At 68.9% G+C, this 20,236-nt stretch carries 27 protein-coding genes; 10 read left to right on the top strand and 17 right to left on the bottom strand.

From position 1 onward, the window contains the following. Positions 1-98: 98 nt before the first annotated feature. Positions 99-341 carry a hypothetical protein gene (locus tag ACFVDI_RS19620; protein WP_378908561.1) on the top strand — a complete coding sequence of 81 codons (243 nt, stop codon included), beginning with the start codon at positions 99-101 and terminating at the stop codon, positions 339-341. Positions 342-370: 29 nt separating this feature from the next. Here the strand turns inward: ACFVDI_RS19620 and ACFVDI_RS19625 are convergent, their stop codons facing one another. The 7 genes from ACFVDI_RS19625 to ACFVDI_RS19655 all read right to left on the bottom strand — a co-directional run bounded on the left by ACFVDI_RS19625 (position 371) and on the right by ACFVDI_RS19655 (position 4,684). Continuing rightward, positions 371-583, bottom strand: a complete 213-nt coding sequence (locus tag ACFVDI_RS19625; protein WP_378908565.1) for a dodecin — start codon at positions 581-583, stop codon at positions 371-373. Positions 584-705: 122 nt separating this feature from the next. After that, positions 706-1,530: a hypothetical protein gene (locus tag ACFVDI_RS19630; RefSeq protein ID WP_378908570.1), complete on the bottom strand. Its 825-nt coding sequence runs from the start codon at positions 1,528-1,530 to the stop codon at positions 706-708. Positions 1,531-1,574: 44 nt separating this feature from the next. Then, on the bottom strand, positions 1,575-2,129 hold the full coding sequence (locus tag ACFVDI_RS19635) for a hypothetical protein (protein ID WP_378908572.1): 555 nt from the start codon (positions 2,127-2,129) through the stop codon (positions 1,575-1,577). Then, positions 2,122-2,553 carry a hypothetical protein gene (locus ACFVDI_RS19640; protein ID WP_378908576.1) on the bottom strand — a complete coding sequence of 144 codons (432 nt, stop codon included), beginning with the start codon at positions 2,551-2,553 and terminating at the stop codon, positions 2,122-2,124. The genes ACFVDI_RS19635 and ACFVDI_RS19640 overlap by 8 nt, the downstream gene beginning before the upstream one ends. A gap of 191 nt (positions 2,554-2,744) precedes the next feature. Continuing rightward, positions 2,745-3,977 (bottom strand): hypothetical protein, encoded by a 1,233-nt coding sequence (locus tag ACFVDI_RS19645; RefSeq protein WP_378908578.1) that lies wholly within the window; start codon positions 3,975-3,977, stop codon positions 2,745-2,747. Continuing rightward, on the bottom strand, positions 3,977-4,276 hold the full coding sequence (locus ACFVDI_RS19650) for a hypothetical protein (protein ID WP_378908581.1): 300 nt from the start codon (positions 4,274-4,276) through the stop codon (positions 3,977-3,979). Before ACFVDI_RS19650 ends, ACFVDI_RS19645 begins: the two co-directional genes overlap by 1 nt. Before the next feature lie 120 nt (positions 4,277-4,396). Beyond that, complete coding sequence (locus tag ACFVDI_RS19655) at positions 4,397-4,684, bottom strand: WXG100 family type VII secretion target (RefSeq protein ID WP_008356172.1); 288 nt, start codon at positions 4,682-4,684, stop codon at positions 4,397-4,399. A gap of 166 nt (positions 4,685-4,850) precedes the next feature. On the opposite strand from ACFVDI_RS19655, the gene zwf reads away from it, so the two are divergent. Next, a complete protein-coding gene (zwf, locus tag ACFVDI_RS19660) occupies positions 4,851-6,296 on the top strand; it encodes a glucose-6-phosphate dehydrogenase (protein ID WP_378908585.1) in 1,446 nt (481 codons plus the stop codon). Beyond that, entirely contained in the window at positions 6,293-7,285 is a 993-nt protein-coding gene (locus ACFVDI_RS19665; RefSeq protein WP_378908588.1) for a 5'-3' exonuclease H3TH domain-containing protein, read from the top strand. Before zwf ends, ACFVDI_RS19665 begins: the two co-directional genes overlap by 4 nt. Before the next feature lie 29 nt (positions 7,286-7,314). Here the strand turns inward: ACFVDI_RS19665 and ACFVDI_RS19670 are convergent, their stop codons facing one another. Continuing rightward, the gene (locus ACFVDI_RS19670) at positions 7,315-7,671 is read right to left on the bottom strand and encodes a hypothetical protein (protein ID WP_378908591.1); all 357 of its coding nucleotides are present in this window, start codon (positions 7,669-7,671) and stop codon (positions 7,315-7,317) included. 389 nt (positions 7,672-8,060) lie between these two features. Continuing rightward, complete coding sequence (locus tag ACFVDI_RS19675; protein WP_378908593.1) at positions 8,061-9,302, bottom strand: trans-sulfuration enzyme family protein; 1,242 nt, start codon at positions 9,300-9,302, stop codon at positions 8,061-8,063. Between the two features lie 123 nt (positions 9,303-9,425). On the opposite strand from ACFVDI_RS19675, the gene ACFVDI_RS19680 reads away from it, so the two are divergent. Beyond that, on the top strand, positions 9,426-9,899 hold the full coding sequence (locus ACFVDI_RS19680; RefSeq protein ID WP_378908596.1) for an Lrp/AsnC family transcriptional regulator: 474 nt from the start codon (positions 9,426-9,428) through the stop codon (positions 9,897-9,899). Between the two features lie 11 nt (positions 9,900-9,910). Here ACFVDI_RS19680 and ACFVDI_RS19685 read toward each other — a convergent pair whose 3' ends face one another. Next, positions 9,911-10,711: an alpha/beta fold hydrolase gene (locus ACFVDI_RS19685; protein ID WP_378908601.1), complete on the bottom strand. Its 801-nt coding sequence runs from the start codon at positions 10,709-10,711 to the stop codon at positions 9,911-9,913. 76 nt (positions 10,712-10,787) lie between these two features. Between ACFVDI_RS19685 and ACFVDI_RS19690 the strand changes: the two genes are divergently transcribed. Beyond that, positions 10,788-11,699: a helix-turn-helix domain-containing protein gene (locus tag ACFVDI_RS19690; protein ID WP_378908606.1), complete on the top strand. Its 912-nt coding sequence runs from the start codon at positions 10,788-10,790 to the stop codon at positions 11,697-11,699. On the opposite strand, the gene ACFVDI_RS19695 is transcribed toward ACFVDI_RS19690, so the two are convergent. Both ACFVDI_RS19695 and ACFVDI_RS19700 read right to left on the bottom strand, forming a co-directional pair. Further along, on the bottom strand, positions 11,644-12,042 hold the full coding sequence (locus tag ACFVDI_RS19695) for a hypothetical protein (RefSeq protein ID WP_378908611.1): 399 nt from the start codon (positions 12,040-12,042) through the stop codon (positions 11,644-11,646). The two genes, ACFVDI_RS19690 and ACFVDI_RS19695, sit on opposite strands and share 56 nt — an antisense overlap. 141 nt (positions 12,043-12,183) lie before the next feature. Next, entirely contained in the window at positions 12,184-12,753 is a 570-nt protein-coding gene (locus tag ACFVDI_RS19700; protein ID WP_378908614.1) for a hypothetical protein, read from the bottom strand. A gap of 89 nt (positions 12,754-12,842) precedes the next feature. Here ACFVDI_RS19700 and ACFVDI_RS19705 point away from each other — a divergent pair, with 89 nt between their 5' ends. Together ACFVDI_RS19705 and ACFVDI_RS19710 are read left to right on the top strand one after the other, a co-directional pair. Further along, positions 12,843-14,261, top strand: a complete 1,419-nt coding sequence (locus ACFVDI_RS19705; RefSeq protein ID WP_378908619.1) for an MFS transporter — start codon at positions 12,843-12,845, stop codon at positions 14,259-14,261. A 198-nt stretch (positions 14,262-14,459) separates the two neighbouring features. Then, positions 14,460-15,041 carry a TetR/AcrR family transcriptional regulator gene (locus ACFVDI_RS19710; protein WP_378908622.1) on the top strand — a complete coding sequence of 194 codons (582 nt, stop codon included), beginning with the start codon at positions 14,460-14,462 and terminating at the stop codon, positions 15,039-15,041. A gap of 5 nt (positions 15,042-15,046) precedes the next feature. Here ACFVDI_RS19710 and ACFVDI_RS19715 read toward each other — a convergent pair whose 3' ends face one another. Next, positions 15,047-16,315: an oxygenase MpaB family protein gene (locus ACFVDI_RS19715; RefSeq protein ID WP_378908625.1), complete on the bottom strand. Its 1,269-nt coding sequence runs from the start codon at positions 16,313-16,315 to the stop codon at positions 15,047-15,049. Between the two features lie 61 nt (positions 16,316-16,376). On the opposite strand from ACFVDI_RS19715, the gene ACFVDI_RS19720 reads away from it, so the two are divergent. Then, complete coding sequence (locus ACFVDI_RS19720; protein ID WP_378908628.1) at positions 16,377-16,988, top strand: TetR/AcrR family transcriptional regulator; 612 nt, start codon at positions 16,377-16,379, stop codon at positions 16,986-16,988. On the opposite strand, the gene ACFVDI_RS19725 is transcribed toward ACFVDI_RS19720, so the two are convergent. From ACFVDI_RS19725 to ACFVDI_RS19740, 4 genes are all read right to left on the bottom strand, one after another. After that, positions 16,972-17,247 (bottom strand): DUF1905 domain-containing protein, encoded by a 276-nt coding sequence (locus ACFVDI_RS19725; protein ID WP_378908631.1) that lies wholly within the window; start codon positions 17,245-17,247, stop codon positions 16,972-16,974. The genes ACFVDI_RS19720 and ACFVDI_RS19725 overlap by 17 nt on opposite strands. Then, positions 17,247-17,624 carry a VOC family protein gene (locus tag ACFVDI_RS19730; RefSeq protein WP_378908634.1) on the bottom strand — a complete coding sequence of 126 codons (378 nt, stop codon included), beginning with the start codon at positions 17,622-17,624 and terminating at the stop codon, positions 17,247-17,249. The genes ACFVDI_RS19725 and ACFVDI_RS19730 overlap by 1 nt, the downstream gene beginning before the upstream one ends. Before the next feature lie 35 nt (positions 17,625-17,659). Then, positions 17,660-18,418 carry an ArsR/SmtB family transcription factor gene (locus ACFVDI_RS19735; protein WP_378908638.1) on the bottom strand — a complete coding sequence of 253 codons (759 nt, stop codon included), beginning with the start codon at positions 18,416-18,418 and terminating at the stop codon, positions 17,660-17,662. Positions 18,419-18,493: 75 nt separating this feature from the next. Next, positions 18,494-18,985: a MarR family winged helix-turn-helix transcriptional regulator gene (locus ACFVDI_RS19740; RefSeq protein WP_378908643.1), complete on the bottom strand. Its 492-nt coding sequence runs from the start codon at positions 18,983-18,985 to the stop codon at positions 18,494-18,496. A 107-nt stretch (positions 18,986-19,092) separates the two neighbouring features. Between ACFVDI_RS19740 and ACFVDI_RS19745 the strand changes: the two genes are divergently transcribed. Both ACFVDI_RS19745 and ACFVDI_RS19750 read left to right on the top strand, forming a co-directional pair. Further along, a complete protein-coding gene (locus ACFVDI_RS19745) occupies positions 19,093-19,602 on the top strand; it encodes a VOC family protein (RefSeq protein ID WP_378908647.1) in 510 nt (169 codons plus the stop codon). Next, positions 19,599-20,225 (top strand): alpha/beta hydrolase, encoded by a 627-nt coding sequence (locus ACFVDI_RS19750; RefSeq protein WP_378908649.1) that lies wholly within the window; start codon positions 19,599-19,601, stop codon positions 20,223-20,225. Before ACFVDI_RS19745 ends, ACFVDI_RS19750 begins: the two co-directional genes overlap by 4 nt. Positions 20,226-20,236: the final 11 nt, after the last annotated feature.

A 20,236-nucleotide genomic window follows, 5' to 3' on the forward strand; every position in this document is an offset into this window, starting at 1 on the left:
GCCCGATCCTGCCTGGAGATACCACAGATCGAGTACGCAGATGCGACAGCGCTTTGTCAGCGGTGGTGCTGCTGGGCAAGTACACACTGAATCGTGTGGTGCTTACGCACGACCCAGTCACCTACTGCAGCTACCGCCGCGCCTCATCAGCCCCGTGGGATGCACTGGACAGGGTCGAGATCACCCCTGAGCCGAAGGTTCAGCTGCTCATCTGCGGACCTGGCACCGCGATCGAGGTTCCCCTGGGTCTCATGGCCAGCGGTCCGGTGCCGCTTGCGGCGTACGTCGACGATCTGCTTCGTCACCCCGAGCGACGGCCTGGCAAGGCCCGCACGAGCTAGGCCTTCCTCCTGCGGGAGGACACGCGCCGTCAGTCGTCTTCCATGCGGAAGCCGACCTTGAGCCCGACCTGGAAGTGCTGGATCTCGCCCTCCTCGAGGTGACCGCGGATCTGGGTGACCTCGAACCAGTCCAGGTGGCGCAGAGTCTGGGAGGCGCGGGCGAGGCCGGAGCGGATGGCGTCGTCGACGCCGACCTCGGAGGAGCCGACGATCTCGGTGACGCGGTAGGTGTGCGCAGACATGGCGTGCCTCTTCTCGTGTTGGGTGTCATCCGGCAGGCCGAGGTGAATCCGGCGCTGGCACCACCATGAGCGCTCCATCGAGACCGTGCAAGGGTCGGCCCACAATCGCCCGCGACCGGGGCTCAGCGACGATCCTGCTTGGCGTCCCAGGCCGCTTCGGTCAGCTCGTCCGCGTCGTCGCGGTGGTCGCGAGGTAGGTCGAGGATCGCGGCCAGCTTCGAGGCACCGATCGGGCCAGGCGTACGGTCGAGGTCTGTTGCGCCGCGGAGTCGTGCGCGCTCCGCGGCATGTGCCCACAGGCTCTCCAGATGGGCGAGGTCGACCTGCTCGCGACGCAACCGCGCCTCGAGCTCCTGCGTGGCTTGAGCGCGTTCCTCCGCGAGCGACGCCCGCGCCTCGCGACGTGCCCGGAGACCGGCGAGATCGCGGATGCGCGCAGCCTCGGCATCACGCGAGCGCCCGAGGTGCATCCAGACCACAGCAGCAGCCGTGACCACCACCGAGATCACGAGCGACGCCCGCTCCCAGGGCTTCACGCCGGGCAGGAACAGGGTGACGCCGCCAGCGACGACGACGAGTATGAGCGCGAACGTGCTCAACCTTGTCGAGTTCTGCCCCGCTGGCCGACGAAAGGACGCTGCCGCAAGCAACACGACCAAGACGGCCACCACGGGTGAGAGAGCGGGAGGCATCCAGGTCAGCCCCGGAGACTGCCCGAACCTGCCGAAGATCCCCCCGGCAGCAGCCGCGGCGATCACCAGCGCCAGCAGACCCACACAACCCAGGAACGGTCCGTCCTCGTGTGCGTGGGTCCCGTGTTCCGCGGACTGTCTGGTCTGCTTCGCCGAAGTGAAGAGATCTTCGAGGATGCCGTCGTGACCCGTCGCGCTCAGGACGATCTCGTCCAATCGAGACGAGGTCAGATCGATCTGGGGTGTGGCTGACACCGCATCATCGATCTTGGATCGTACGGCCTCGTCGCTGCTGTCGTTCAAGCTGTGACCTCCCAGGTCGATATCACCGGCTCGACAAGGGCCAAGACCATACCAGCGGCGGGAGACGACGCTGGAGAGAGCGCGACCGTCCCCAGCTTTCCGGCGATCGAGACGACGTAGGTTGTCTGCGTGAGATGCAAGGCGGTCGCATCCGTTCCCACGCTCCTTCCGACCTCAGCCGGATAGAGCTCAGAAACCCGATATCCGCGCACTCGGCCGAGCTCGACGGGGACGACAGTCGGCTCCCACGATCCGACCTGACCCCCAGTGACGAGGTTCAGCGCTTCAGGCACGGTTTCAGCGGGTTCCCTGTCGGTGTAGAGCGAGAACGTCGCCACTGCGTACAACGAAGACCGTGGCTCTTGCAGCAGCAAAGTAAGGTCCCCAGACGTTGAGCGGGCAGCGATCGCAAGCTTGGCCATCGTTGTAGCAACCCGCTCGCTGATCTCGTCGAGCCCCTCTGAGCGCTCTTTGACGAACTGCGCTTCCTCGGACGAACCGGGCACTTCGTGCCAGAGCGCAGGGTCGGGTTGGATCGTGAACTCAGCCATCGCGCTTCCATCGGAACGTACCGACGATGCTGTCGCTGAGAAGGGTCATGGCCGAGATTCCCTCGTCATCGATGTGGTTGCCCTCCGCGCCGTTCAGGATCGTGGCACGGATGATGAGCGCGGTCTCTGGGGCGTGAGGCACACGGATCAGATACGTGGGCTGGACGGTGTGCACCACACCGCCGTCGACAGGAAGATCTACACGGTCAACCCACCGAAGGATGGCGCCACTGTCGTCAAGCGGGCCCGCGCCGCGGCCGCTCACGAGTTGCTTGGCCAGGGACGTCATGGACCTTCCTGGGGGTGCCTCCAACCAGGCCAACGCCAGACTCATCGGAGCGAAGTCATCTACTGAAACGTCCTGCTGGGTGATCCAGGCGATCAGTCGCTCGTGTGACTCCGGGTTCCCTGCCTGGGCGATCACGGAGTCCACGCTCGCGCGTAGGCGAGCCCCGTCGGCACCCGGCACCCGCGCTATCGCTGACTGAACCTGTGCACCCAGCGATTCCATATCAGCCGGTCTGGCTACCCATCCTTCAGGCAAAAGCATCCCGAACGCTGGTGTCTTCGCTGTGGCTCCGAAGAGCTCAGCTCGTAATCCGTCTGCGATACCCATCAGCCGCCCGTCACTAGATCGCCCATGCCGACGATGTTGGATATCGAGGTCCCCACACCCTGGAACGTTCCTGCGATCGCATCCGCGGTCGATGTCGGCACCTGGCCTGGCTTGAAGCCGCACAAGCCGTGCAAGACCTGGCTGTACGTGTTGGGCCTGACATCCGTCGCCAGTGTAAAGGTGCGCAGCATGTTGCGCGTGTTCAACCCGTGACGCACCATCCAGTCCGCCGAATCGACTCCGAACTTACTCATGGCGGAGTTGTCCAGAGCGCGTCCCCACGTCCTTGCCGAACCGGCGAGCCGGGAGAACTTGAGAGATGAAAGCCCGTCAGCGAGTTTGCCGAGACTGGCAAACTTCCCAAAGGGAACCACGCCAAGTGCCGCGAGCGCCATACCTCGCCACGAACCGCGATCGCCCAAGAACTTCGACGCTTCCAAAGCGAGGGTCAACACACCCGCGACGATCCCGATCACCGCGGCGATGGCGGCGATGGGGCCGGTGAGGCAGATTGCGATGATGAGCGCCACGAAGCCGATCACCTGGAGCACCTTCAGTGCCCCCTCGACGAAGGGCATCGCGTCGTCCCAGAACCCGTCCTCGACGCCGTTCTCGTTGACCTCTTCGAGGTCGTCGCGGGTGTTCTCGTACGCGTCCTCCCATGTCGACACAGGGGCGTCGTAGCTGCCCCAGTATGTTTCCCAGTCCGAGACGGCCGAGTCGAAGGCCGCTTGCTCACCCGAAGCGTCGGGCCGCTGCGCTTCGGACTCGCCGTCGCTCTCGCCTGCGGGTTTGTTCTCGGCCTCCTGGTCGTGCTGCTCCTGCGCCTGCTGGACCTCGAGTAACGCGAAGGAGGTGGTGTTGACCGATTCCCAAGCCGTCTCGGCATTGGTGACGAGACTGTCGGTTTCGTCCTGAACGGTCTGGAGTGCTTGTGCGTACGCCTTCAGCGCCTCACCGCTGGGCGCGTAGCGCTGGCCCGCGGTGCGCAGGTCTGCGTAGACCTCTTTGGCCTGTTCGCGGATCTTCTCCAGGGAGTCGCCGATACCGAGGTCACCGTCGGCGAACAACTGAAGCGTGTCGGCCGCGGTGGACATCTTCTTGCCGAGGTCGATGATCGCGTCGGCACGAGTGCCGATGTCGCCTGCGTCGCCGTCGATCTTGAGCAGTTCCCGTCCACCGTGCGTGTCCGGCATCGACGGCCGGCGGTACTTGGGATCGTTCTCGGTCATCAGGAGCCCTCCTGCATCTGCGCGAGTTCGGCATCCAAGTCGGCCCAAGCCTGCCGGTTCTCGTCGACCCGCTTCTTCATGTCTTCGAGCTTCTCGCGCAACGTTTCACGCTTGTCGTCCCACTTCGACTCGAAGTCGCTTGCTCGGTCCCTCAGCGCAGTCCAGCCTGGAAGCGGGGTGCGAATGGCGTTCTCCAGCTCGCCCGTGCGCGAGCTCGCTTCTTTGAACTCGGTGATGATCAGACCGAGTGCGTTGCTCAGCTCCTCCATCCGCGCGAACGGAATCAACACGTCTGCCACGAAGTTTGCCTCCAGGTCCTTGCTGGTCTACACGATCGCGCCGAGGCCGCGAGCGACCTCGCAATGGTCAGGGGAAGCTGGTGGGGACGGTTCGTGTCCCCACCAGCTTGGGATCAACTCTCAGCCGCCGGCGAGCTGGCTGTCGAGGTCCTGGATGGCCGTGGCCATGTCACGCAGAGCCTGCGCCATGTCCTCGACGCCGGCAATAGCGTCCTTGAGGCCGGTGGTCATCTCGGTGTAGCCGTCCTGGAACTTGCCCGACGCCTTCTCCGTCTTGAACCCGTCCTGAACCAGCTCATCCACGTAGCCCTGGCACTCATCCAGAGCCGACTCGATCGTGTCCTTGCCCTGGTCGAGCTTGTCGGCGGTGCCGGTCATCTCGTCGTAGGTTGCCCCGAAGTCACTCATCGATCATTGCCTTCCTGTGATCTCGTTGGGCGGCACCCCAGCGGGGCACCGTTCGTCATCGTCGAGGGGGTTCTACCCACGACTCCGAGGTTTAAACATCTCACAAAGTAAAATGACGCCGCGCCGCCGGTCCGGTCTCCGTGGTCTCGAGTGGGAGACTGAGCACGTGTCCTCGAAACCAGCCCCGCACGTACTCGTTCTCTTCGGCGCGACCGGTGATCTGGCCGCGCGCAAGCTGTTTCCCGGGCTGTACCGGCTTGCGCTCGCCAGACGGCTCCCCGACCAGCTCGCGGTCATCGGCAGCGGGCGGCGCTCGCCGGGCACGGACGAGGAGTTCCGCGCCCTGGTTCGCCAGGCGCTGAAGGAGTTCGTCGGCGACATCGACGAGGCAGTCGCCGGGCCGCTGCTGGAGCGGATCCGCTTCGTCGCCTCCTCGGCCGAGGACGGTGCCGCGCTGGCCGAGGCGGTGCACGACGCCGAGGACCGGCTCGCGCTGGAGAGCGGGCAGACGGTGGGCGACGTACAGCGTCTCCTCTATCTCTCCGTGCCGCCGCAGGCGGTCGAGCCGATGGTCGGGATGCTCGCGCGCGAACGGCTGAACGTGCGCAGCCGGCTGGTCGCGGAGAAGCCGTTCGGCACCGACCTCGCCTCGGCACGCGAGCTCGACGCCGTGCTCGGCGAGGCATTCGACGAGCCGCAGATCTTCCGGATCGACCACTTCATCGGCAAGGAGGCCGTGCAGAACCTGCTGGCGCTGCGTTTCGCCAACGGTCTCTTCGAGCCCGCCTGGAACCGGCACAGCATCGAGTCGGTGCAGATCGACGTTCCGGAGAAGCTCACCGTCACCGGGCGCGGCAGCTTCTACGAGGGCACCGGCTGCCTGCGCGACATGGTCACCACCCACCTGTGCCAGCTGCTCGGGTTCGTGGCGATGGAGGATCCGCACGCCTTCCGTGAGGGCGCGATCCGCGCGGCGAAGGCCGCCGCCTTCGCGGCCGTGCGGCCGCTGGACCCCGAGCGCGTGGTCTTCGGGCAGTACGACGGCTATCGCGATGAGCCCGACGTCGCCGCCGACTCCGACGTGGAGACGTACGTCGCCATCGAGGCCTGGATCGACAACGACCGCTGGCGCGGGGTGCCGTTCTACCTGCGCACCGGCAAGGCGCTCGCCGCCGGACGACGGACCATCACGATCCGGTTCATCGACCCGCGACACCGCTGGCTGCAACCGGTGGATCCCGGCTCGGCGGAGCCCAACGAGCTGGTGATCGAGCTCAGCGACGACGCCCGCATCGAGATCGAGGTCCGGGCCAAGCGGCCCGGTCCCGGCATGGCGCTGACCGAGGGCGTCTTCCGCCTCGACCTCGCGTGCGACGCCCCGGACGCCGGTCCGCTGGAGGCCTACGAGCGGCTGCTCCTCGACGTCATGAACGGCGATCGCACCCTGTTCACCAGTGCGCGGGAGGTGGAGCGGCTGTGGGAGATCTGCCAGCCGGTCCTCGAGCATCGGCCCGCCGTGCACAGCTACCCGCAGGGATCCTGGGGCCCGGAGACTGCGCTCGAGCTGCCGGAGGGCGGCTGGCGGCTGGGACGGAGCCGCCCGACTCGATGAACAGCTCGCCTCGCCGCCTCCTGCTCGTCGTCGACGCACCGTCGCTGCTCCACCGCAACCATCACGCTCGCGCGCACACCCGGATGGTCGACCGTGCCGGGCGGCCCGCCTGGGCGCTGCACGGCATGCTGCGCCAGATTCTCGACTCGATCGACGCCTTCGCTCCGGACGCGGTGCTCTTCGGCCTCGACGACCGCACCGCGTCCGTACGCCGCGACGCCTACCCCGACTACAAGGCCGGGCGCGCCGAGAAGGACCCGATGCTGGTCGAGCAGCTCGGTCGGGCCGGTGCGATGCTCGACGCCCTCGGGCTCGCGACCCTCACTCCCCCGGGCCTCGAGGCCGACGACGTGAACGCCTCCGCTGCGGCGTGGGCTGTCCGCAACGGGTGGAACTGCGTCGTGATCACCTCCGACCGCGACGCGTTCGCGCTGATCAGCGACCACACTCAGGTCCTGCGGCTGATCAACGGCGGGATCAACGGCTCTCCCCTGCTCAACCCCGCCCGGCTGTATTCGATGTACGGCGTGCCTGCCTCTCGCTACCTCGAGTACGCGGCCCTCCGCGGTGACGCCAGCGACAACCTGCCAGGGGTGAGCGGCATCGGCGAGAAGACCGCCGCCGCACTCCTGGACCAGTTCGGCCCGATGGACGGCGTCTGGGCCGACATCTTCGACAACGGCGGACAGAAGGTGACCGAGGTTCTCGACGCGTGGGCGGCCGACACCGGCGTACGCCGCATCGGCGGCCGCGTCGTCCGCGCCCTGTCCGCGCCCGGCGCGCGGGAGCGCTACGACTTCAACCTGCGGATGATGGCCTGCCACGACGACCTCGACCTCCGTCTCACCCCGGACATCCCCGGCACCCCCGGCCTCCTCCCGCTCGACATCGATCGGGTCACCCGGGTCGTGGGCTTCCTCGGGGTCGAGGCGACCACGGCCGTGGCACAGCGGGTGCTGAGCACGAATCCCGCCTCGACGGTCTCGTAGACCCTCCGCTCACGGTCAGCAGCTCCGGCTCACGCCCAACGGTCCTGGAGCTCAGCGACCAGCCTTTCCGCGTCGCCGGTGTCGGGCGCACGACGTGCTGTCTCGACGCGCGATCTCGGAAGCACCACGTATCGATCTCCTCCGTTCAGACCGAGCTCCTTCAGTGCGTCGATCGAGTCCGTCTTGGGAAGGTCGACAACGTGGATGTCGTCGCCGAGCTGCTCGAGAAGGCTCTTGCCGGAGGCTGCCTTCACCTTCTTGATCTGCGAGGCAAGCTCCGAGGCGGCGGCACGGGTGTCGCGTACGGCGACCTCGGCGACCTTCATGTTGTTCTCCGCCGCCTGCATGTTCTGCATGGCCGCGCCGTGCTGCTTCTCGGCCTCCATCTTGTTCTTGTCGGCAGCGGTGGCAGCGGCCCTTCGCCGCGGCGCCGGTGACCGACACGCCGAGGAGGGCGCCGAGCACGAACAGAGCGATGTTCTGGACCCGGTCGATGATGCCGAGCAGCTGCTCCCAGTCTGCGCGCTCCTGCGCCTCGTTGTTCTGGACGATGTAGGCCCAGCCGAGTGCGAGGACCAGCAGCACAGCGATCAGGGCGACGGCCGCGATGGCCGCGGAGATCTGCCACGGCCACTTGCCGACCGGAGGTGGGCTCTGTACGTCGGGGCTCTCCTCGACCGGTTCCGGCTTCTGGAGCTCGGTCGGCGCCTCCGCCTCCCCGCCGACGTTGGTGTCCTGCGTCATCGCGTCTCCCAAGGCTGTGGATCAGGTGGCGTCAACGCTCCACGCTGGTGAATGCGCGATGTGGAACCGCGAGGTGAGGTACCGATTTTTCGGCACCCGGAGAACCGCTCGAGAACGCCGCGTCGAGGTCGCTCATCAGATCCTCCGGGCTCTCGAGGCCGATCGAGAGGCGTACGAGGTTCGCGGACGGTTTGGCGTGGGCGGCGACGGGGCGGTGGGTGAGGCCGGCGGGGTGCTGGATGAGGGAGTCGACTCCGCCGAGAGAGACGGCGTGGGTGAAGAGCTCGACCGAGGAGGTGAGGCGGGCAGCGGCTTCGTACCCGCCGCGCAGCGCGATCGTGACCATGGCACCGGGGCCGCGCATCTGCTTGCCCACCAGGCCGCGGTCATCGTCCTCCCCTGGGAAGTAGACGTGCTCGACTGCTCGGTGCGACCGAAGCCACGCCGCGATCTCGATCGCGCCGGCCTGCTGGGCGCGGACGCGGGTGGGCAGGGTGGCGAGGCCGCGGTGCAGGAGGTAGGCACCCAGCGGATGCAGGAGGCCGCCGGTGACGGCTCGGACCTGACGCAACCGTGCAGCGGTCTCCTCGTCGCAGGCGATCACGCCGCCGACGACGTCGCCGTGGCCGCCGATGTACTTGGTGGCACTGTGCAGCGACATCGCCGCTCCCAGCGTGAGCGGGTTCTGCAGGACCGGGGTCGCGAAGGTGTTGTCCACGAGCACCGGTACGTCACCGGCCGCTGCGACGACACCCGCGATGTCGACGAGGTCGAGGGTCGGGTTGGCCGGCGTCTCCAGCACCACCAGCGCCGTGTCGGACCGGACCGCCGCGGCGACCTCGTGCTCGGCGCAGAACGTCACCTCCACGCCCAGCAGGCCGGAGGCGAGCAGGTGGTCGGTGCCACCGTAGAGCGGGCGGACGGCGACGACGTGCCGCTTCCCGCTGAAGGACGTGCTGGCGATGATCGCCGCGGTCATGGCCGCCATGCCCGAGGCGTAAGCGACCGACGTCTCGGCCCGCTCCAGCCGCGCCAGCGCCGACTCGAACCGCGCGACGGTGGGGTTCCAGAGCCGCTGGTAGACGAACCCACCCTCGGGGTTCGGGTGACCGCCGGTCGCCATCGCCTCGTAGGACTCGCCGCCGCGCTCGATGTCGGGCAGCGGGTTGGTCGAGGACAGGTCGAGCGGCAGGGCGTGGACACCGAGCATCGTCAGGTCCTCCCGACCTGCGTGGACGGCGAGCGAGTCGAGGTGAGGGTTCACGAGCGGCATGCCAAGATGGTGGCGAGAATCACAAGATCGAGCCAGATCTCTTGCTGAAGATCCCGAAGAATCTTCGAATCCGCTCCATTCGAGCAATGCAACCAGCGATCAAGGGTGTCCAAATTGGCGAACGTGCAACCGTCCCTCGACTCCGTCGACCGGCGCATCCTGAGCGAGCTCGGCGACAATCCCGAGCTCACCAACAAGGCGCTCGCGGCGCGTCTCGGCCTCGCCGAGTCGACCTGCGCCTACCGGCTGCGGGCGCTGCGCGAGAGCGGCGTGATCGCCGGCCGCCGCCTCGACGTCGACGTCCGCTCCCTCGGCTACCCGCTGCAGGCCGTGATCAAGGTCCGGCTCGGCAGCCACAGCAAGGAGCACGTCGAGAAGCTCTACGACGACCTGGCCACCACGCCTGGCGTGATGCAGGCCTTCCACGTCGCCGGCGCGGACGACTTCCACCTCCACGTCGCCGTCGAGGACGCCGAGGCGCTGCGTGACTTCGTGCTGCAGCACGTGACCGTTCACCGGGTCGTACGACAGACCGAGACGCAGCTCGTCTTCGAGCTCCGCGAAGGTCCGGGCGTGCTGCCTCGCGAGACCGCATAGAGGCGCCGAGCTCAGCCGAGGACCTCGAGCAGCAGCTGGGCCGTCTCGGCCGGTGCCTCGAGCATGGCGACGTGCCCGACGCCCGCGAGGTAGGCGACGCGGCTGCCCGACACCGTGTCGTACGCCTGCGCGGACGCCGGATCCCACCGCGGGTCGGCGTCCCCGAAGATCACGAGAGGCTGCCGCCCGATCCGGTTCAGCCGCTCGGGGATGCTCTGCTCGGCGAGGTAGGCGCGGTTCGCCCGCATGATCGCCCGGAACGTCTTGAACGACGTGCGCCTCAGGTCCTCGACGGCTTCGTCGCTGATCGTCACGGGCTTCGCGGCGGTGGCGGCGACTCCCTTCCGGAGCAGCGCGTCGGTGCGCAGCGGCCAGATCACCGCACCGAGCACGGCCCCGGTGAGCAGCTTGACCAGAGCAGGCTCCGGACGCAGCGCCTCCATGGTCGGTCCGGTGCTGATCAGCACCAGCGGACCCACCAGGTCCGGTCGTCGCTCGGCCAGCGCAGTGGCAACGTACCCGCCGCTGGAGTGGCCGACGACCGCCACCTTCTCGAGGCCGAGCTCGTCCAGCACGGCCGTGACCCGATCGGCCTGATCAGGAACGGCATAGGTCGCCGCCGTACGCGACCTGCCGCAACCCGGCAGGTCGATCCGGAGCACATGGAACCGCTCCGCGAGCGCCGGAACCATCGGCTCCCAGGTCGACCCGCTGGCGCCGGAGCCGTGGATGAGCAGCAGAGGTGGCGCCGTCGCCGGTCCGTCGTGGACGAGGTGGACACCGTGGACGGTCGGGGTCTCGTAGGAAGTCATGCTCCGACGATCTCCCACGGATCGACAGGTCGTCTTGAACGAATGTCGGCCTTGCCCGCAGCTCTAGCCTGAAGCCATGGACTGGTCGCAGGTGGATGTCGCCACACCCCGCGGGTCGCGCTTCGCCACGTCGATCCCGGGCGTCCACATGGCCGGGTTCCGCTATCGCGGCACCGATCGTGTCGACCTCGAGATGGTCGCCCACCCGGCGGTCACGCTGCTCTTCGACCTCGGCGACCACGACTGGGCCGTCCACGACGGCACAGGACCACGTGCGCCGGGCGACGCCGCGATCGGGCTGCTGCCCGACAAGTTGTCGATCACCGGCTCGGACGCCGGCGAGTGCCTCCAGGTGCGGTTGTCGCCGGTTCTCGCCGCCCAGATCCTGAACACCTCAGCGCTCGTCGGCACCGTCACCGGCCTCCAGGACGTCCTCGGGCCTGCGGCGAGGCGACTCAGCGCCGATCTGCGAGGCACGAGCTCGTGGGAGGAGCGGTTCGCACTGACGTTCCGCTTCCTCGCCGGCCGCCTCGATGTCCGTCGCACGGTCGACCGCGAGGTCGAGTATGTCTGGGAGCAGATCCACCTTCGACACGGCCGACCCGACATCCACACCCTCGCCGAGGAGACGGGCTGGTCTCGCCAGCGGCTCTGGTCCCGTTTCCGCGCCCAGGTCGGACTCTCCCCCAAGCAGGCCGCCCGACTCGTACGCTTCGACCGCGCCGCGAGGTTCCTCGCCATGGGCACCCCGCCCGCCGAGGCAGCGGTTCGGGCGGGATACGCCGATCAGCCACATCTCAACCGCGAGGTCCGCTCGATCGTGGACGCAACTCCCCGAGACGTCGCCACCAGGCCCTGGCTCGCGGTCGACCAGGAGGCCTGGCCGACTCTCATGCGCCGAGCCGTGGGCATCCCCGCGCCGGCCCAGCGCCTCACCGCCCCCGACCGAGCGATGCACGGGCGAGCTGCGCCACCCGTACGTTGCTGATGCCCGTCTCCGCCGCGATCCGGCCGAACGACCAGCCGCGACGCCGCAGCAACCGGACCGCCTGGGCACTCTCCTCGTGCAGGTCCTCGAGGCGCTTGTCGACGGTGCAGCGCAGGCGCTCCAGGTCACGGAGGACGGCCACCGGGTCGTCGACATCGGCATCCACCGGCAGCGGCGCCCCCTGTCTGCGGGTCGGGGACGCACCCACGGCCAGCGCGGCCGGCGGGTTGAACGCCCACATCGTGTAGTCGTCCGCCCAGCGGATGAATCGAGCCATGCGAGTCTCACGGTGGGCCGTGAGCGGGACGTCGGTGTCCCGAGCGGGGCGTGTTTCGACTGCCATCTTCGCCTCCTTCACTGGAGCTGCAGGGACTGAAGGATCCTCGGTATCCAGCATGCCCGGCAGCGATGACTGCGCCGTTGAGGGCGGGTAACGGCCAGGTAAGGACTCGGCCGCCCAGCGTGCCGAACGCCACTCAGGCCGTCATCCGATGATCGCCAGCGTGATGGCGGCCGCACCGAAGAGGACGTCCAGGGCGATGCAGAACTCGGCCATGGACCGCGGAACCACCGCGTCGCGGCGCCAGTGGAGATAGTCCCAGGCCGCATGGCTGGCGAGCGCGACACCTGCCAGAGCCAGGCCGAGTCGAGGCGAGATCAGCACGGCTGCGACCGCGAGTCCGCCGAACCCGACCATGGCGAGCACCTCGGCGGAGAGCCACCGGACGGGAGTTCGCCGCAGCAGACCGATCACGACGAGGACCGCGGCCAAGACCGCGAGGCCGAGCCACCACGGAGCGCCGGCCAGCTCGCTCAGGACGGCCACGATCGAGCCGGCGAGGATGCTCACCCAGGCGATCCAGCGCAGCCCGAAGGCGGCCGCGGCCAGGTAGCAGCTCGCGGCGACGGCGACGGTGAGGGCGACGGCTTCGGTCGCCACCCCCGTCACGATCTGGAAGGTCGCCGCCGCGAACCCGAGCGCGGCCGGCCAGTGTCCCCAGATCGGGCGTTTCAGGAAAGCCGGCGCAGCCAGAGCGGTCGTTGTCGAGTCCATGAGTCTCCTGCAGTCGTGATTCCGTTTGTCGAACAGCACTGTTCGAGATAATCTCGAACAGCAATGTTCATGTTAGCCGAGGAGACCCGATGACCGAAACGACTTACGACCCCACCACGGAGCAGCCCGCAGACCCTCGCCGATGGCGGCTGCTCGGGCTGCTGGGACTGGCCCAGTTCATGCTCATCCTCGACGTCACGGTGGTGGCGATCGCGCTGCCGCACATGGGCGCCGACCTCGGGCTCGGGCGCGACGCGCTGACCTGGGTGGTGAGCGCATACACGCTCGCCTTCGGCGGCCTGATGCTGCTCGGCGGCCGGTCCGCCGACCTGTTCGGCCCGAAGCCGGTCGTGCTGGCGGGGTTGACCGTGTTCACCGTGGCCTCCCTGGCCACGGGCCTCGCCACCAGCGCGGAGCTGGCGATCGGCGGCCGGGTCGCTCAGGGGGTCGGGGCAGCGATGCTCTCCCCCGCCGCACTGTCGACCCTGGTTCGGCTCTTCGACGGTGACGAGCGCAACCGCGCACTCGGGATCTGGTCGGCGCTGGGCGCCGGCGGCGCGGCGATCGGCGTGCTCCTCGGCGGAGCCCTGACCGCCGGACCGGGCTGGGAGTGGGTGTTCCTGATCAACGTACCCGTCGGCGTGGTCGTCGTGGTCCTGCTGGCCCGACTGCTCCCGCCGCTGCCCGCATGGGGAGGCAACGTACGTCTCGACCTCGTCGGCGCGCTGATCGTCACCGTCGCCACCGGGCTCCTGATCCTCGGCTTCATCGAGGCCGGCGACGGCGGCTGGACGTCGTCCCGCACGGCCGGACTCGTCCTCGCCGGCGTCGTCGGCTACGTCCTGCTGGCCGGCTGGCTGAGGCGTACGCGACACCCGCTGATCGACCCGGCGCTGGTCTCGCGGCGACCGGTCCTGTCCGGCACGTTCGTGCTGTTCGTCGCGACCGCACTGATGGTGGCGGTGTTCTTCCTCGGTACGTTCTACCTGCAGAGCTCCGCCGGACACGGCCCCCTGACGACCGGGCTGCTGTTCCTGCCCGTCGCCGCGGCGACGATGCTCGGCGCACAGCTGGCCGGCAGGTTCATCGGTCGTGTCGGCGCGCGCCCCCTCGGCGTCGTCGGGCTGCTGATCGCCGGCGCCGGCCTCGTCGTACCCGCGATCAGCATGAGCACCCTCACGACCGTGATCGCGGTCAGCATCGGCTCGGCCGGCCTGGGCTCCCTCTTCGTGGTCGCCTCGGCCACCGCGCTGGGCCAGGTCGAACCTCATCTCGCCGGCGTGGCCTCCGGCGTCCTGAGCACCTTCCACGAGCTCGGCGCCTCGCTGGGCGCAGCGGTGATGTCGGGCGTCGCCGCGGCCAGCCTCGTCGAGGGCACGACCGCCGGCTTCGAGAGGGCCTACCTGGTCGCGGCCGTGATCGCGGCGCTCGCCGCCGTCCTCGCCGGAGCGCTCATCCCCGGCCGGCCTTCCGCAACCCTCGAGACCCACCAGGAGGCCGCGTCATGACGACAAACCTGCCGACCGAGGTCGCGCGCTCACCTTCGCGCTCCAATGTCTGCCGATCATCATCGCGATGCTCGTCGGGACGACGGCGCTCTACCCGGAGGCCATGCCCACCACGCGCACGCCCAGCGGGACGTGATGCGAACCCAGGAGGCCTAACCTGTACTCTGATGTTCATCATCTCGCGGAAGGTACTGGCCGATGACGACCCTGAAGCGCGCCGACGCGCGCAAGAACATCGAGTCGATCATGGATGCGGCGACGGCCTGCCTCGCGCGCGACCCAGACGTGAGCGTGGCCGAGATCGCGAAGGCGGCGGGCGTCGGGCGGGTGACCCTCTACGGCCACTTCGAGTCCCGGGCCACGCTGGTGACCCAGGTCGTCGAGCGCGCGATCCAGCACTCCGACGAGGCGCTCGCCGCCGTCGATCTCGACGGTGATCCGCGCGCGGCCCTGACCCGGCTCCTCGAGGCGTCCTGGGGGCTGACCCAGCAGTACGGCGCGCTCATCGTCGCGGCCGAGCAGAGCATGCCCCACGAGCGGTTCCAGCAGGTCCACATCGGGCTGGTCGACCGCTGGAAGCCGCTCATGGAGCGTGGCCGCCGAGACGGCAGCTTCCGCAGCGACCAACCGCTCGAGTGGCAGCTGACGCTGCTCCAGAGCGTGCTCCACGCCGCGTCCGGTGCCGTCTATCGGGGCGAGGTGAAGGCTGCCGACGCCGCCGCCCTGATCGACGGCACCCTGCAGGCCGCCCTCAGCCCTCCCGGCACCACCCGCGACTGAGCCGTTCACTCCGGCAGGTTGCCGACCGCTGCTCGCTCGCCGCCGAAGTAGCCGGCCAGCAGCGTCTCGGCGTTGCGATCCCCTCGCCTCTCCAGGCGAGTCCGACCCTTCGCGGTCCGCCCGAGGATCCGATACCTGACCAGGTTCAGCGGCACCACGTACGCGTGCGCCCAGGGCGGTCTCGTCGGCAGACCGAGCTCGTGCATCGACCTGGGCCCGAGGAAGACGGTCAGCATCGAGAGCAGCCGCTCCGCCTCGTACCAGCCCCGCAGCCGCCGCAACGATCCCGGCCAGCCTGGGTAGCGACGCTCGCGCTGGGCCTCGACCGCCGCCCGCGCCAGCTGCGGTCCGGCCTCGGAGATCTCCGCCTGGGAGAGCAGCACGTGGTAGTTGATCCGGTGCCGCTCCCACTCGTCGTCGACGAGGAAGTCCTCCTCGACGCCCATCAGCCAGCCGACGTACTTCCACAGATGCATCAGCGCCCGCGCGTCCCGCCCGGAGATCGGCACGCCCAGCGCGCGGCACCCGATGATGAGCACCCCGTCGAACAGGCCGAGCGTGGCCGCCTGGTCGGCCTGGTTGATCGGCAGCCCCCACCGAGCGGTGTCCCACCGTTGCTCGAACCCGGCGTTGACCAGCGCATGCATGGCCCGTACGTGCACCGTGAGCCGCCACGCCTCCCCCGATCTCGAACCCGATCCCGGCTCCGGCGGTCGCAGCGCACCGGACCGGCGGAGGCTCACCGCCCAGTGCTGGGTCTCGGCCAGGCGCCGGCGGGTGGTGCTGCCGGTCAGGCCACCGGTGGCCACGAGCAGGTCCGGCGGGCCGCCGAACCGGTAGCCGCTGATCAGCGAGAGCTGCAGGAGCACGTCGGCCGCGTTCTGGCCGAGTCGCGTGAACACCCGGCCGCCCTCGTCGACGAGGTCCCAGTCGACCCACTCGGGGGTCGCCTCGACCTGCGCGAAGAACTCGGCGAGCGCCGGAGGCGGGGATTCCACCGCGGCGACACCGTTCTCCAGGGCCGTACGCAGCTGGTTCATCGTGACCTTGCCGACGGTCCCGGCTCGCATCCGGATCGCCTCCGCCAGCCGCGCGCCGGCCTCGTCCCGCTCGCAGAAGGCTCGCCCGATCCGCTCCATCAGCTCCTCGTCGACCTCGTCGATGCGCCCCAGGAGGCGCAACGGCCGCCCGAGACGGCGCCCGCGCGCCTCACCTTCACGAAAACGTGTGGGGAATCCGGTGGGTTGGGTGCCCTGCGTCGCGAGTGTGGTCATGTCTCCAGCGTGATGCGAGCTAGAGCTCGCTTTCAATTCGCGTTCCACCTACGGTTACGACATGCGCAAGACACCCACCCAGGCGCGCTCGAAAGCGACGGTCGAGCGCATCCTGGCGGCCGGACGCCAGGTCCTGGTCGATGACGGCTACGAGGCGTTCTCGACCAACCGGGTCGCGGCCGCCGCGGGGATCAGCCCCGGGTCGCTCTACCAGTACTTCTCCGACAAGGCCTCGATCCTCGACATCGTGATCGGCCGCTACTGGGAGGACGTCTCCGAGCGCACCGCCTCAGCGCTCGCGCTCCAGGCGGACGCCGTCGGCACACCGGCGATCCGGTCGGTCGCCGACGCGCTCCTCGCCGGGCTGGAGCAGGACCCGACCCTCCTGCGCGTCCTGACCGAAGAGCTCCCCGCGTCCCGCAACCGGGACCGCCACGCGGCACTCCTCACCCGCGTACGCGACCTCACCGCCGCCTATCTGCACGCCGGGGCGGTCCCGAGGACCCGCCCCGACGCGCAGCTCACCGCGTGGGTGCTGGTGGTGGCCATGGAGAACATCGCGCTGCGCTGGGTGCTCGACCGACCGCCCTACCCGCGCGAGGCCGTGCTCGAGGAGATGGTCGCACTCACCGCGGGCTACCTGAGCCAGAGCGATCTCAGCGACGTTCGGTGAGGTGGATGGTGACGGCGTCGCCGGCGGACTTGCCGAGCGCCTCGCGGAGCTCGGCCTTGAGCGGCAGCTTGTGGGTGCCGTCGCCCAGAGCCATGAACGAGGCCTCGAAAGGGTGCGCGTCGATCGTCCCGGCGACCCTGACGAGCCCACGGGTGCCGAAGAAGTCGGCGGTCCAGTCGGTCACCACGTAGGTCCAGCCGCCCTTCGCCTCGCTCCGAGTCAGGGTCGCGGTGAAGGTCTTGTCGATCGGGGTGCTCATCACGCCTCCCCGTTGGTCTGCTCGATGATCACGAAGCGGTTCCCGTCGGGATCGTCGAAGGTGAACATGGGCGGCACGCCCGGCCACGTCAGCAGCTCCCCGACGTTCACGCCACCGGAGCCGAGTGCGTCGCGCTCAGCGGCCGCGTCGGGGACGTTGAAGCGGATTCCGGTCTCGCTGATCTCCCCGGCCGGGCGTTCGCCGGCCTCGAGAGCGAGCGAGACACCGCCGCAGGCGGGTGCGACCTCGATCCAGCGGGTCGGGCCGTCGACGTCGAGTCCTACGTCGAAGCCCAGGGTGTCGCGGTAGAAGGCGAGGGCCTTGTCCTGGTCGGCGGTGGTGATGCCGACGGTGCGGATATCGGTGATGGTGCTCATCAGGTTTCCTCTCGGTCGATGACGTCGGTAGCGGGTCAGCTGGGGCCGTACATCTGCGATCCCGGGGTGGTCAGGGTCTCCCCTGTCTCCAGCCACGTCTTGAGGCCGGAAAGGATCATCGGCCAGCCGCCGTAGAGCTCCGGGGGCGCGTCGCCGCGCAGCTGGTCGTGGGTGACGGTGAGGCGGCAGGAGTCGCCCACGGGCTCGATCTCCCAGGTCACCCGGGTGGTGCCTTGCTCCTCGGCCGCGTCGGACCAGAGCGTGCGCATCGATTGCACCAGGCGCGTGGGCGGCTCGACGACGACGTTCTCGCCCTCGGCGAGCGGTTTGTCCGCGCCGGGGTGCACCATGGTGAAGCCGGAGCCAGGGGTCCAGTCGGAATGGACGCCCGCACCGAAGTGGTACTTCGCGCGGATCTGTGGGTCGGTGATCGCCTCCCACAGTCGCTCCGGCGTTGTGCGGATGTAGATCTCGAAGACTTTCTCCATCGTGCGCTCCAGGTCTCGTTTCAGCTCGGCGAGGCCACTCGCCCAGGTCTCGGTGTATTTCGTCACCCAGCGGTCATGGATCTCGCGGATCGGCACCACGTTGAGGAAGTGGTGCTTCTCGCGTCCCCTGCGAGCGACGACGACCAGGCCCGCGTCCTCCAGGATCGCCAGGTGCTTGGCGACCGCGGGGCGAGTCATGGAATGACGGCTCACCAGCGAGGACAGCGTCTGCCCGTCCTCCTGGAGCAAGGCATCGAGCAGCGCCCGCCGAGTCGGGTCACCAAGAGCTCGAAACACCTGTTCCACAACTCCACAATAGGAAACCATTTGGTTTCATGTCAAGGGAGACGACCATCCCGTCCAGGAGGGGGGCCGCAGCGCCTACGACTCCTCGGGCCGATACAGGGCCGTCATCTTGCCCTTCGGGTCGAGGCGGGCGAGCAGGGCGTCGCCGACCTCCGTCAGCTGCCGGACCTGCTCCGCGGTCAGCCCGTCGAGCACGTGGCTGCGTACGTTGGCGACGTGGCCGGGCGCGGCCGCGACCACGGCGTCCCAGCCGGCGGCAGTGAGCCGGGCATTCGTCGCACGCGCGTCCTCCGGACACGGAAACCTCTCCACCAGGCCCCGCTCCTCGAGCCGGCGCACCACATGGGAGAGCCGCGCCAGGGTCGAGTTGGTGCGGTGGGCCAGAGCAGTCATCCGCAACGTCCGGTCGTCGGCCTCGGAGAGCACCGCCAGGACGAAGTACTCGAAGTGGGTCAGGCCGGCATCTCGCCGCAGCTGGGAGTCGAGCACGCCGGGGAGCAGCTCCACGATCGCGATCAGCCGCAGCCAGGCGGCCATCTCGTCGTCATCCAGCCAGACATCGTCCACAGGTTCATGGTAGCCCGCCCACTTGTCGCTACAACCAACAACTTGACGCTACAACTATTTCGTGAGAGTTTTGTTGTAGATACAACTTTCCGTCCGAGGAGTCCACGATGAGCGTCAACCCGGTACGTCTCAACCACGCCGTCCTGTTCGTGGCCGATCTCGAGCGCAGCATCGCGTTCTACGAGGCTGCCTTCGGGATGACGGTCATGGCTCGCGAGCCGCGTGCGAACGCCGCGTTCCTGCGGCTGCGCCGGTCGGGCAACCACCACGACCTCGGACTGTTCGGGGTCGGCGCCCAGCCGCCGCGCCCGCGCGGCTCCATCGGTCTCTACCACCTCGCCTGGCAGGTCGACACGATCGACGAGCTGGAGCAGGCGCGGATGACCCTGGCCGAGCTCGGCGCCTTCACCGGAGAGTCCAGCCACGGCGCCACCAAGAGCGTCTACGGCGCCGACCCCGACGGCAACGAGTTCGAGGTGATGTGGATGCTGCCGCGGGCCGACTGGGGCGACTTCGAGAACGCCGCGCCCGTCGACCGGCTCGACCTGGCCAAGGACGTAGCCCGCTGGAGCGGAGTCCGTACGGCCGCCGAGCTGAACCGCACGGAGGAGCGATGAGCGCCCCGGTGCACACCGCGACCCACGGCAGCACCGATCCCGAGGCACCCCTGGTCGTCCTGCTGCACGGCCGCGGCTCCCACGAGCGCGAGATCATCGAGCTGGCCGAGCACCTTCCTGAAGGTCCGGCCTATGTGGCCGTGCGGGCCCCGATCGCCGAGGGCAGCGGGTACGCCTGGTTCGCCAACCGCGGGATCGGCCGCCCCGTCGCCGCCTCCCTGGCGGAGACCATGAACTGGTTCCGGGAGTGGCTCGACGACGTCGCGCCACAGGGCCGTCCGGTCGTCCTCGTCGGCTTCAGCGGCGGCGCCGCCTTCGCGGGCGGGCTGGCCCTCCAGGAGCCCGGCCGCTTCGCCGGCGTCGCCGTCCTCCACGGCACGCTTCCGTTCGACGCCGACGTGCCCGTCGAGGCCGATCGTCTCTGCGACCTGCCGGTGATGGTCGCCCAGGGCGACGCCGACCACGTCATCCCGCGCGAGCTGCTGGACCGCACCTGGCGCTACCTGCTCGAGGAGTCGGGCGCGCCGACCGTGGCGCACCGCGATCCCGGTGGGCACGGCATCACCGCCGCCGCGCTCCACGAGCTCGCCTCGTGGGTCGCCGCCCGCGTACCTCACGCCTGAACACCCTGCAC

The organism is Nocardioides sp. NPDC057767, from assembly GCF_042798275.1.
Lineage (GTDB): Bacteria > Actinomycetota > Actinomycetes > Propionibacteriales > Nocardioidaceae > Nocardioides.

What these genes read in the sequence shown, in the direction of transcription:
- ACFVDI_RS19690 (WP_378908606.1), top strand. Translation starts at nt 10,788, where the DNA reads ATGGACTGGTCGCAGGTGGATGTCGCCACACCCCGCGGGTCGCGCTTC.
- ACFVDI_RS19655 (WP_008356172.1), bottom strand. Translation starts at nt 4,684, where the DNA reads ATGAGTGACTTCGGGGCAACCTACGACGAGATGACCGGCACCGCCGAC.
- ACFVDI_RS19670 (WP_378908591.1), bottom strand. Translation starts at nt 7,671, where the DNA reads ATGGAGGCCGAGAAGCAGCACGGCGCGGCCATGCAGAACATGCAGGCG.
- ACFVDI_RS19745 (WP_378908647.1), top strand. Translation starts at nt 19,093, where the DNA reads ATGAGCGTCAACCCGGTACGTCTCAACCACGCCGTCCTGTTCGTGGCC.
- ACFVDI_RS19635 (WP_378908572.1), bottom strand. Translation starts at nt 2,129, where the DNA reads ATGGCTGAGTTCACGATCCAACCCGACCCTGCGCTCTGGCACGAAGTG.
- ACFVDI_RS19710 (WP_378908622.1), top strand. Translation starts at nt 14,460, where the DNA reads ATGACGACCCTGAAGCGCGCCGACGCGCGCAAGAACATCGAGTCGATC.
- ACFVDI_RS19665 (WP_378908588.1), top strand. Translation starts at nt 6,293, where the DNA reads ATGAACAGCTCGCCTCGCCGCCTCCTGCTCGTCGTCGACGCACCGTCG.
- ACFVDI_RS19705 (WP_378908619.1), top strand. Translation starts at nt 12,843, where the DNA reads ATGACCGAAACGACTTACGACCCCACCACGGAGCAGCCCGCAGACCCT.
- ACFVDI_RS19645 (WP_378908578.1), bottom strand. Translation starts at nt 3,977, where the DNA reads ATGACCGAGAACGATCCCAAGTACCGCCGGCCGTCGATGCCGGACACG.
- ACFVDI_RS19730 (WP_378908634.1), bottom strand. Translation starts at nt 17,624, where the DNA reads ATGAGCACCATCACCGATATCCGCACCGTCGGCATCACCACCGCCGAC.
- ACFVDI_RS19685 (WP_378908601.1), bottom strand. Translation starts at nt 10,711, where the DNA reads ATGACTTCCTACGAGACCCCGACCGTCCACGGTGTCCACCTCGTCCAC.
- ACFVDI_RS19715 (WP_378908625.1), bottom strand. Translation starts at nt 16,315, where the DNA reads ATGACCACACTCGCGACGCAGGGCACCCAACCCACCGGATTCCCCACA.
- ACFVDI_RS19725 (WP_378908631.1), bottom strand. Translation starts at nt 17,247, where the DNA reads ATGAGCACCCCGATCGACAAGACCTTCACCGCGACCCTGACTCGGAGC.
- ACFVDI_RS19675 (WP_378908593.1), bottom strand. Translation starts at nt 9,302, where the DNA reads ATGCCGCTCGTGAACCCTCACCTCGACTCGCTCGCCGTCCACGCAGGT.
- ACFVDI_RS19720 (WP_378908628.1), top strand. Translation starts at nt 16,377, where the DNA reads ATGCGCAAGACACCCACCCAGGCGCGCTCGAAAGCGACGGTCGAGCGC.
- ACFVDI_RS19750 (WP_378908649.1), top strand. Translation starts at nt 19,599, where the DNA reads ATGAGCGCCCCGGTGCACACCGCGACCCACGGCAGCACCGATCCCGAG.
- ACFVDI_RS19625 (WP_378908565.1), bottom strand. Translation starts at nt 583, where the DNA reads ATGTCTGCGCACACCTACCGCGTCACCGAGATCGTCGGCTCCTCCGAG.
- ACFVDI_RS19695 (WP_378908611.1), bottom strand. Translation starts at nt 12,042, where the DNA reads ATGGCAGTCGAAACACGCCCCGCTCGGGACACCGACGTCCCGCTCACG.
- ACFVDI_RS19700 (WP_378908614.1), bottom strand. Translation starts at nt 12,753, where the DNA reads ATGGACTCGACAACGACCGCTCTGGCTGCGCCGGCTTTCCTGAAACGC.